A 9110-nucleotide genomic window follows, 5' to 3' on the forward strand; every position below is an offset into this window, starting at 1 on the left:
CGGCAAGGTTGCGCGTAGCTGACTTGGTCTATCCACAATCCATGCGTGCCGTTCTGGATTGCGTAGGCAGTAAATCCAGCCTCCGATCAAAACCGAACCCGTCGGAATGCGAGCACACTCCCCGCCCTTGGAGGCGCTAGTCCTTTCCGGCCCCCCGGCCTTGTGACGATCAACCCTCAAGGGGTCCGCTATGCTGCGCATGCGGCCGCTGCTCGGCTGCGCCTCACGGGCGCGGTGATCGCGGCCGTGCGCCCGGATGCGTCGGCGCCTGTCGAGCGGGGAGTGGCCTCGCTCCATACGACAGGAGCTGGACATGTCCCTCGAAGCCGCACAGCGCTACGCCTGGAACCTCGCCTGCACACTCAAGGTCGTGATCATCCTCTTTGAAACAGACCAAGGCTATTACGCTCTGCCGAGCGACGACTACGACGGCGACGCCGACAAAGTCGTGCGAGAATATGATGTCTTCGCAATGTGATCGTCGCATCCGGGCGACGGCTCAGCACTGCGGCGGTTCCACTGCCGCACCCGATAAGGTATGCTCGGGCTGCGTAATGGTGGCTGGTGGATGCGCGTCGAACTCTTTGAGCAAAGGAACTGACGCATGTTCGTCCTCATTCCTCTCAGCCTGATCGGCATCGGCGTCCTCGCCTATTGCCTGTACACCTGGGCCAGCTACGCGCTGCCTCTTGCCATGGGCACTGCTGCAGGTTTTGGCGCCGCATCAATGGGTTTCCCGCCGTTCCCGGCAATCGCGATTGGCGCTCTCGTCTTCATGGTCGTGATTGCCCTCGGCCGTTTTGCCGCACTGGCCTATCCGAAATCGATGTCACGGGCGCCGCTTGTCGCCCTCTTTGCCATTCCGGCGGCTATCGCAGGCTATTCCGTCGCCAACGCGTTCACCGCGCTCGCCGGCTTCGCCAGCATCGCTATCGGCCTAATCGCCGCGATTGGCTGCGGCGTCATTGCCGCTCACCGGCTCGTCAGGCCCACCTGAAATTCAAGCCCTCCGTTGATGTTCAGAAATAGCCCCGCCCGGTTCGCTCCGGGCGGGGCTGTCCTCACGATGCCCCGCGTCTCCAGTCAACGCGTGATCAGCTTTTCGCGTCCGCCATCTTGTCATATCGAGGGGTGGAGCGAAGATGCGCGGACCTCGAACCGCAGTGCAATCTTCCGCCGAACCGCGTCCTTTTTCGACACGGTTACGACGCACGGGATCGCCCGCTCGACCTCATTCCCCTCCGTAGCGACGTCGCTGACAGTTTCATCGGGAGTGTTGCAACCGGCCTGTAGGCAGGCAGCGCTATCCGACACCGCGATCCGGTTGATGGGCATCTCGACGGGGACCAATGGCGGCGCCAAGTCTCCAGATGGCGGATCTCGCTCCGGACCCAAACGGCCTCTCTCAAATGGCTTGATGACCGGAACCGGCTTCGCCTCTGCCGCTCGGGGCCGCAACGGCTCTGGATCGCTTTTTTCCCTTGCAGGCTGCGCCAGCATTCCTCGCGGGATCAAAAAAACGCTCCGCCGCCGTCCTCCAGCTGCGCTTTCGGGTCTGACGACTGCAGCCGCGGCAGCCCCGGTCACCTTCCAAGCCATCGAGGCCGTGATGGGCACGGGTTCGAAGATCAAGACTGGAGACAGACAATGGCTACCATCGGTTCCTTCAAGAAGACCGCCAACAACGAATATGTCGGCGACATCGTTACCCTCAGCGTCCAGGCCAAGGGCGTCCGCATCGTTCCCGACAGCAATCGCGTCAACGACAACGCGCCCTCGCACAGGGTGATGGTAGGCCGGGCGGAAATCGGTGCAGCCTGGACCAAGCAGTCGAACGAGGGTCGCGATTATCTGGGCCTCAAGCTCGACGATCCGAGCTTCACCGCTCCGATCTACGCCAACCTGTTCGACGATGAGGATGGCGAGACTTTCAACCTCATCTGGTCGCGCCCCAGCCGTCGCAACGGCGATTGATCCGATCTGGACAAACCCCGCCTGGAACGAACCGGGCGGGGCTTTGTTTGATCCATTTTGGCGTTAAAATTTAGTAAGTTAGTATAAGCGCGGCCTTATCTCCGAATAAGCGCCAAACGTGTTGCCATGCGCGCATCCCGCAACTTAGGCTCGACTACACGGGGGGCGTCGAGGAGTTTCGCGATGCCAGGATATGATCGATTGCGTCTGCCCGACTATTATCGGGGACTGTCTGAATTGACCGCGCGCGGCTTTGCCTGGGAGTGGCTTCGCCGCAATCCCGATTTCCGCTCGATCTGGGCGAACGCGGGTGCGGCCGCTCGCCGCGCCTCGCTGGTCGCGGAAACCGCAGTCTGCCGTTCCGCACGGCCTATTATCGACCTGCCACGCCACCCTCTGGCAAGGAGGTGGTCCCCCTGGGGACTCACCTTTCGCCGTTGATCCAGATACGTCGGCGACGAAATCGCCGCCGCTCGCCTGGATCCCGTCTCTCGACATTTCGACGGTGACGATCGTCCGCCCCGTCCCCTGGGCAAGGAGCCTTGGCGACCTCGCATTCCGGCCAAGATCATGGGCGGACCGGATCATCCGCATCGCGGCCCCGGGAGGGATCGCGCTTCTCCTGCGCCGCCATGGCGGCCCCGAAACCCCGGTCTGGATTCCCGATCGCCTGCAGCCCACGGCCGGCCGGCCATTCGGAATCTACCTCCATCCCGATCGCAGCTTTGCCGATCGCACCCGCGCAGCCGCTTCATTCCGTCGGGTGATCGGGAAGGCCGCGACGCCGAGCGATGCACCACACACCCATGCACACCGACTGGCGACGATGCTCTGTGTCCACGACATGCGCGCATCCGGCGCGTCGCTGCGCGACATTGCCGGTGAACTGCTCGATCCGATGCCGGAGGACTGGCGGATGAGTTCCGAGCGCTCCGACCTGCGCCGCCTTGCCGAAGCGGCGGAGGACATGGTCGCGGGCGGGTATCGGCGGCTGCTTGGATCACATCCCGGACCTTAGCCAAACCCGCTCAATCCTCCGTGGTCGAAATGCGCATCCCCGCTTTCCGGCCACCCATGCTCGCCATTCGACGCCGATGATGGCCGGGCTCGCGAGACGCTCCCCGGAGCGCCCGCATTGCCCGAACATGCAGAGGAGCCGACCATGGCCGACATCATCAAGGACACGCGCTATCTGCGCACCAAGGAGGCCGCCCACTATGTCGGCCTTTCCAGCCGCACACTCGAGAAACACCGGACCTATGGAACCGGCCCCGCTTATCGCAAGATCGGTGGGCGCGTCGTCTACACGCTCGAGGATCTGCGCGCCTGGTGCGACCGCGGCGCTTGTGCATCGACCTCCGATCCGAACAACGGCTCCGTCCCGCCTGCCGTGCGCCGCGATGCCGACCGGGACGGCCAATGATGGTCCGGGTTTTGACATGTGGCAGCATGGCGCTTGCCGCGCTCCTCATCCCGGTCGTCCACCACCCGGCGCCACGACTGATCTGGAACGCATCCGCCAGCGTTCCGATCGGACTCTACCGCATCGAGCGCGATAGTGCGCCGGCGGTCGGCGAGTTGGTCGCGGTGCGACCGTCGCCTCCGCTCGCGCGCTACATGGATGCGCGGCGTTATGTCGAAGCGGGCGTTCTGCTGGTGAAGCCGATCGCGGCGACAAATGGCGCCACGGTCTGCCGCAGGGGGCTCAGCGTCACCATCGATAACCGCGCCGTTGCCACCGCCCTGCCGCATGACCGGCTCGGGCGCTCTCTACCCGTCTGGGCGGGCTGCCGCCGCCTCGGCGCCAATGATCTATTCCTGGTTGCGCCTGCGCATAAGGACTCCTTCGACAGCCGCTATTTCGGGCTGATTGAGAGCCGCCAGGTTGTCGGCCGCGCCGTGCCGCTGTGGACCCGGCCATGAAGGCGACCGCATCGCTCATCGCCGCATCGTTTGCGCTGGGCGTGACTTCGCCCGTCGGCGCTGCGCCATCTGCCCAACCAGGGGGTTGCGCTCGGCATGCGCCCGAAGCCGCCATGCGGTCGGGCGTGCCGATTGATTTGATCCTGCGCGTCATGCGCGCCGAGTCCGGTGACAACCCGCGCGCACTATCTCCCAAAGGCGCGATGGGCTGCATGCAGATCATGCCCGGCACCTGGCGCACCGTGTCGGCGCACTACAATCTGGGAAGCGAACCATTCGACGCGCGCCGCAACATGATCGGCGGGGCCATGTATCTGGCAGAACTCATCTCGCGCTACGGCATGTCGGGCGCGATCCCCGCCTATAATGCGGGGCCAGGCCGGTACGAGCGATACATCGCGGGCACCGCCTCGCTTCCGGCCGAAACGATCGCGTACACGGCGCGCATCAGGGGAAGCGCGAGCGTACAAATCGCGATGGCTCGACCGCCCCGCTGGCAGGAGGCAAGCCTGTTCCTGCAACGATCCAGTCCGATCGAGACACCGCCATCCAATGGCGAACGTTGGGATGACGACGTGCCTGACAATTCCAATCGGCTGTTCCCATTGCCGACGCACTGAATCAAACTTGCCGTGATGCCATGCCACCCGTCGCTTCCCTATCGACGCTCCCGCGCGGGAAAGGCAATTTGCATGCCATGAATGGAAATGAATCGCGTCGCACCAAATGGACCAGCCACATCTGCCGGACCAATGGAATCGACATGCACTATCTGCGCGCCGGTGGTGCCAAGCCGCCGCTCATCGCCTTGCATGGGCTGATGGGTAGCAGCGCCTGCCTGTCGCCACTGGCCGGTACTTTGGAAGCGCACTTCGACATCATTCTACCCGATGCACGGGGGCACGGGAAATCCGGCAAGCCCGATGAAGGATATCGCTATTGCGACCACGCAGACGACGTCATCGGTCTCATCGAAGCGCTTCAACTGAATGCCCCGATCGTGCTCGGCCATTCGATGGGAGGCATGACCGCCGCGGTTGTCGCCAGCGAGATGGGGTCGGCGATTGCTGGGCTGGTCCTGATTGACCCGACTTTCATCAGCCCCGAATGGCAGCGCGAAGTTTTCGAGAGCGATGTCGCCGCCGAGCATCGGCGATCGCTTGCCTCGACGCGGACCGATCTCCTTGCCGATGCGCGTCGCAAAAACCGCCGCCGTGCTTGGGAGATGCTGGAATATCTGGTCGACGCAAGGATCGATACGAGCATGGCGGCATTCGAGGTGCTGACGCCGCCTAATCCCGATTATCGCGAGCTGGTTGAGCACATCTCGGCACCAACGTTGCTTGTGATTGGCGAGCGCGGGGTCGTGTCCGCCGAGACGGCCAGCGAACTCCACGCGCGCAATCCGTTACTGCAATTTGCGATGATCGCGGACGCTGGTCACGGTCTACCCTATGATCAACCTGAGCAAGTGGGCGCCGTGGCATTGGCGTTCTTCTATTCGCTGACCGCCTCGCCAGCATCCTCGACATTGGCGCGATGATGCGTCTCCGTCCGATAGACGGTTCCGGCATCACGCCTTGGGTGCCCGTTGTCGCTCGCCCGGACGGGATGCCGCAGCCTCTTCGGCCTCAGTTGCAAAGGCGCGGGCGCCTTTGCGTCGGAACAGAAGCTTGACCTGCTCGGCGCCGTCTCCCTGCATCCGCAGTGCAAGATCGAGGAATGCGCCATACAGCATCGCGCGATCATCGTCGGCGAGATCGACGAGCCCGGCTTTCTGCACGAGCCCGCCCAGCTCGATCAAATGGCGGGTACGTTCGCGTCGTGCCACGACCCATTCCCTGGTATCGGCCCGTGCCCTTGCCGCATCATGCCGATTGCGGGCCTGTCTCAGGCGCCTTGTCGCCCGCGCCAGTGCCAGCAGCGCGGCGCGAGGATCGCCGACTCGTTTCCCGAAAGAACTGTGCGCCGCGCGCACTCCATTTCGTCATGATGCCCTTGTCCGTTTCCGCCACCGCCGCGATCAGCGCGCCAGCAAGGAGATCGGGGTCGAGCGCGTCGGCCCCCGTCGCCTCGATCAGTTCGCCGAACTGCTGGATCTTGCGCTGCTTCAAGAGCTTCGCCCGTTCATTGAGCGCGTTCAATTCCGCATCGAAATCCTTGACCTTTCGCATCGTCACATCTCCTTTGGTGCTGTCGATGCGGTCTAGCTGGGGCCGCTAAGCCCGGGTTCAACGCCGAAAATCTCTCCGTAGCGCTCCAGCGTAGGAGAGCGCGCTTATACGTCGTACCGACGTCGCGGGGTCTGGCGTAAACTTGGCCCCATCATGGCGATCTATCACTTCTCGGCAAAGGTCATCGGGCGCGGTTCGGGCCGCAGCGCCGTCGCGGCCGCCGCCTATCGCTCCGCCTCCCGGCTCGAGGATGAGCGCCTGGGCCGTCACCATGACTTCACCAACAAGGTCGGCGTCGTCCATTCCGAAGTGATGCTGCCCGAAGGCGCGCCCGAGCGGCTCAAGGACCGCGAAGCGCTGTGGAACGAGGTCGAGGCAACCGAGAAGCGCAAGGACGCGCAACTCGCCCGCGAAGTGGAGTTCGCCATTCCCCGCGAATTGACGAAGGAACAGGGCGTGGTGCTCGCCCGTGAGTTTGTCGCCAGCGAGTTCGTCGACAGGGGCATGGTCGCCGATCTCAATGTGCACTGGGATATCGGCGCAGACGGTGACGCCAAGCCCCATGCTCATGTCATGCTCGCCATGCGCGAAGTCGGTCCCGAAGGGTTCGGCGCGAAAGTGCGCGAGTGGAACGAAACGGCGCTGCTGCAGCATTGGCGCGAGAGCTGGGCCAATCATGTCAACGAGCGCCTGTCGGCGCTCGGCATCGAAGCGCGCGTCGACCACCGCAGCTATGACGCGCAAGGCATCGAGCTGGAACCGCAGCATAAGATCGGCGCCGCCGGCGCGCGGCGCGATGCACGTGGCGAGGAGGCGGAACGCGCCGACGATCATCGGGCGATCGCAAGGAACAACGGCGCGGCCATAATTGCCGATCCGGCGCGCGGGCTCGACACGCTAACGCGTAACCAGGCGACCTTCACGCAGCGCGACCTCGCGATGTTCGCGCACCGCCATTCCGATGGAAAGGAGCAGTTCGACGCCGTGCTGGCGGCCATGCGGCACCATGACTCCGTGCTGGCGCTGGGCCGCGATGGACGCGGTCAGGAGCGCTTAACGACGACGTCGATGTTGAGTGCGGAAGAGGCGCTGGCCCGCGATGCAGCAAGGCTTGTCGCGTCTTCGCATCCGGTCGGCAAGGCGGACATTACCCAAGCCATCCGGTCCGCCGAACGGCGCGGCATGATGCTCGGCGTCGATCAGCAGCGTGCGCTTGAGCATGTGGTGAAGCGCCCCGGTCTCAGCATGGTCGTCGGCTTTGCAGGTTCGGGCAAGTCGGCAACGTTGGGCGTCGCCAAGGAGGCTTGGGAGTCCGCCGGCTACACCGTGCGCGGCGCCGCTCTCTCCGGCATTGCCGCTGAAAATCTTGAGAGCGGATCGAGCATCGCGTCACGCACCATCGCCAGCTTCGAACATGGCTGGGCACGCGGCTACGACCGGCTGACGACACGCGATGTGCTGGTGATCGACGAAGCCGCGATGATTGGCACGCGCCAATTGCAGCGCGTGTTGGCGGAAGCTTCGGACGCTGGCGCCAAGGTCGTCATGGTCGGCGACGCGCAGCAGTTGCAGGCGATCGAGGCCGGTGCCGCTTTCCGTATGCTCGCCGAGCATCATGGTGCCGCAGAGATCGGCGAAGTGCGGCGGCAGTCTCTGGAATGGATGCGAGATGCGACGCGTGATCTGGCGCTGGGCCGCACGGGAGAAGCACTGGGTGCGTATGACCGGGCCCGCATGGTGCAGGCCGAACCGAGCCGCGATGCCGCACGCACCGCACTCATCGATCGCTGGGATGCAGAACGCCGCGCCGATCCGGCAGCATCGCGCATCATCCTCACCCATTTGAACAAGGAGGTTGCCATGTTGAATGAAGCCGCACGCGCCCGGCTCGCCGAGCAGGGAGAATTGGGGCGTGACTTTGCTGTCCGCACCGAGCGGGGTCTGCGCGACTTTGCCGACAACGACCGCATCCTGTTTTTGAAGAACGAGCGCGACCTTGGCGTGAAGAACGGCACGCTCGGTACGGTCGAGAGAGCCGCCGCCGACACCCTGGCGGTGCGGCTGGACGATGGCCGCCGCATCGCCGTGGATCTCAAGAGCTATGCCCATATCGATCATGGCTATGCGGCCACGGTGCACAAGACTCAGGGCATGACGGTTGACCGAACCCATGTGCTTGCGACGCCCGGGATGGATGCGCATTCCGCCTATGTCGCTCTGTCGCGGCATCGCTCGGGCACCGCAATCCATTATGGCCGCGATGACTTCGCCGATGAGAAGGCGCTGCGCCAGACGCTTGGGCGTGAGCGTCCCAAGGACAATGCGCTCGATTTTCGGCAGGCGGGACAGGACACGCAGGCAGCGACGGTGCGCGCCAATGGCACGGTCAAGGAACAGGCGTCGACCGATATGGCTCAGAGCGATCGTGCGAGGGAACTGCGCGCCATGGTGGCGGCACGCGTCGCCGCGCCCAAGCCCACCGCTGAATCCATGCGCGATGCGCTCGCCAGGGCGGCCAGCGCGGTCACCGGCCTCGGTCGCAGCCGCGACAATGGAGCCGAGCTGTGACCTCCAGCGCGAGTAGCGGCACCGGTGGAGGGAGTGGTGCGGAACCCGTCGTCCAGCAAATAGCGATCCTGTCGGCGCTGGTGGCGATATGGGCCTGCTGGCCATTGGTGGCGAAGCTCATTCCAGCGGATGACCGCTTCGCGTTCGTGGTTCTTGTCCGCGAACATTGGGCACATCGTCACGCCATGGAACCGTGGCTCGACCAGCGCTGGGCTTGGCTTGCCGCGCACAACTATCATCTCTGGTTTGCACTCGGCGCGCTTCCCGGCGTGATCGCGGCCAGCATCGTCCAGGGCGTCGACCGGAAGACCGCCTGGCCGATGCTCCATGCGCCGCTCGGATGGCTGGCGGGCGCTGTCCTCGGCTATATGCTCTATGGACTTGTACCGGTTTTGCGCCGGTCACCTGAGAGTTTAAAGTTCGTTCCAGGAGACCGACGAGATGATCAAGCATAGTGTAGAGTTCAAACAG

At 64.1% G+C, this 9110-nt stretch carries 13 protein-coding genes; 11 read left to right on the forward strand and 2 right to left on the reverse strand.

Annotated features, from left to right (window positions below; translation table 11 throughout):
* Positions 1-313 precede the first annotated feature (313 nt).
* The 9 genes from FHR23_RS16070 to FHR23_RS16105 all read left to right on the forward strand — a co-directional run bounded on the left by FHR23_RS16070 (position 314) and on the right by FHR23_RS16105 (position 5440).
* Entirely contained in the window at positions 314-478 is a 165-nt protein-coding gene (locus FHR23_RS16070; RefSeq protein ID WP_184006027.1) for a hypothetical protein, read from the forward strand.
* A 126-nt stretch (positions 479-604) separates the two neighbouring features.
* Positions 605-997, forward strand: coding sequence for a hypothetical protein (locus tag FHR23_RS16075; protein WP_184006029.1), 393 nt, complete (start codon positions 605-607; stop codon positions 995-997).
* A gap of 650 nt (positions 998-1647) precedes the next feature.
* Complete coding sequence (locus tag FHR23_RS16080; RefSeq protein WP_184006031.1) at positions 1648-1974, forward strand: DUF736 domain-containing protein; 327 nt, start codon at positions 1648-1650, stop codon at positions 1972-1974.
* A 183-nt stretch (positions 1975-2157) separates the two neighbouring features.
* Positions 2158-2415: a transcriptional regulator domain-containing protein gene (locus FHR23_RS16495; RefSeq protein WP_221227593.1), complete on the forward strand. Its 258-nt coding sequence runs from the start codon at positions 2158-2160 to the stop codon at positions 2413-2415.
* Positions 2416-2479: 64 nt separating this feature from the next.
* A complete protein-coding gene (locus tag FHR23_RS16085; RefSeq protein WP_184006033.1) occupies positions 2480-2992 on the forward strand; it encodes a DNA -binding domain-containing protein in 513 nt (170 codons plus the stop codon).
* Between the two features lie 144 nt (positions 2993-3136).
* Positions 3137-3397 carry a helix-turn-helix transcriptional regulator gene (locus FHR23_RS16090; RefSeq protein WP_184006035.1) on the forward strand — a complete coding sequence of 87 codons (261 nt, stop codon included), beginning with the start codon at positions 3137-3139 and terminating at the stop codon, positions 3395-3397.
* Positions 3398-3423: 26 nt separating this feature from the next.
* Entirely contained in the window at positions 3424-3897 is a 474-nt protein-coding gene (locus tag FHR23_RS16095; RefSeq protein WP_246359964.1) for a S26 family signal peptidase, read from the forward strand.
* Positions 3894-4517, forward strand: a complete 624-nt coding sequence (locus FHR23_RS16100) for a lytic transglycosylase domain-containing protein (RefSeq protein ID WP_184006039.1) — start codon at positions 3894-3896, stop codon at positions 4515-4517. The genes FHR23_RS16095 and FHR23_RS16100 overlap by 4 nt, the downstream gene beginning before the upstream one ends.
* Before the next feature lie 143 nt (positions 4518-4660).
* Positions 4661-5440: an alpha/beta fold hydrolase gene (locus FHR23_RS16105; RefSeq protein ID WP_221227594.1), complete on the forward strand. Its 780-nt coding sequence runs from the start codon at positions 4661-4663 to the stop codon at positions 5438-5440.
* Positions 5441-5470: 30 nt separating this feature from the next.
* Here the strand turns inward: FHR23_RS16105 and FHR23_RS16110 are convergent, their stop codons facing one another.
* Positions 5471-5728 carry a conjugal transfer protein TraD gene (locus FHR23_RS16110; protein ID WP_184006041.1) on the reverse strand — a complete coding sequence of 86 codons (258 nt, stop codon included), beginning with the start codon at positions 5726-5728 and terminating at the stop codon, positions 5471-5473.
* A gap of 37 nt (positions 5729-5765) precedes the next feature.
* Positions 5766-6071, reverse strand: a complete 306-nt coding sequence (locus FHR23_RS16115; protein WP_184006043.1) for a conjugal transfer protein TraD — start codon at positions 6069-6071, stop codon at positions 5766-5768.
* Positions 6072-6224: 153 nt separating this feature from the next.
* On the opposite strand from FHR23_RS16115, the gene traA reads away from it, so the two are divergent.
* Complete coding sequence (gene traA / locus FHR23_RS16120) at positions 6225-8639, forward strand: Ti-type conjugative transfer relaxase TraA (protein ID WP_184006045.1); 2415 nt, start codon at positions 6225-6227, stop codon at positions 8637-8639.
* The gene (locus FHR23_RS16125; RefSeq protein WP_184006047.1) at positions 8636-9094 is read left to right on the forward strand and encodes a hypothetical protein; all 459 of its coding nucleotides are present in this window, start codon (positions 8636-8638) and stop codon (positions 9092-9094) included. Before traA ends, FHR23_RS16125 begins: the two co-directional genes overlap by 4 nt.
* Positions 9095-9110: the final 16 nt, after the last annotated feature.

The organism is Stakelama sediminis (assembly GCF_014199335.1).
GTDB lineage: Bacteria > Pseudomonadota > Alphaproteobacteria > Sphingomonadales > Sphingomonadaceae > Sphingomonas > Sphingomonas sediminis.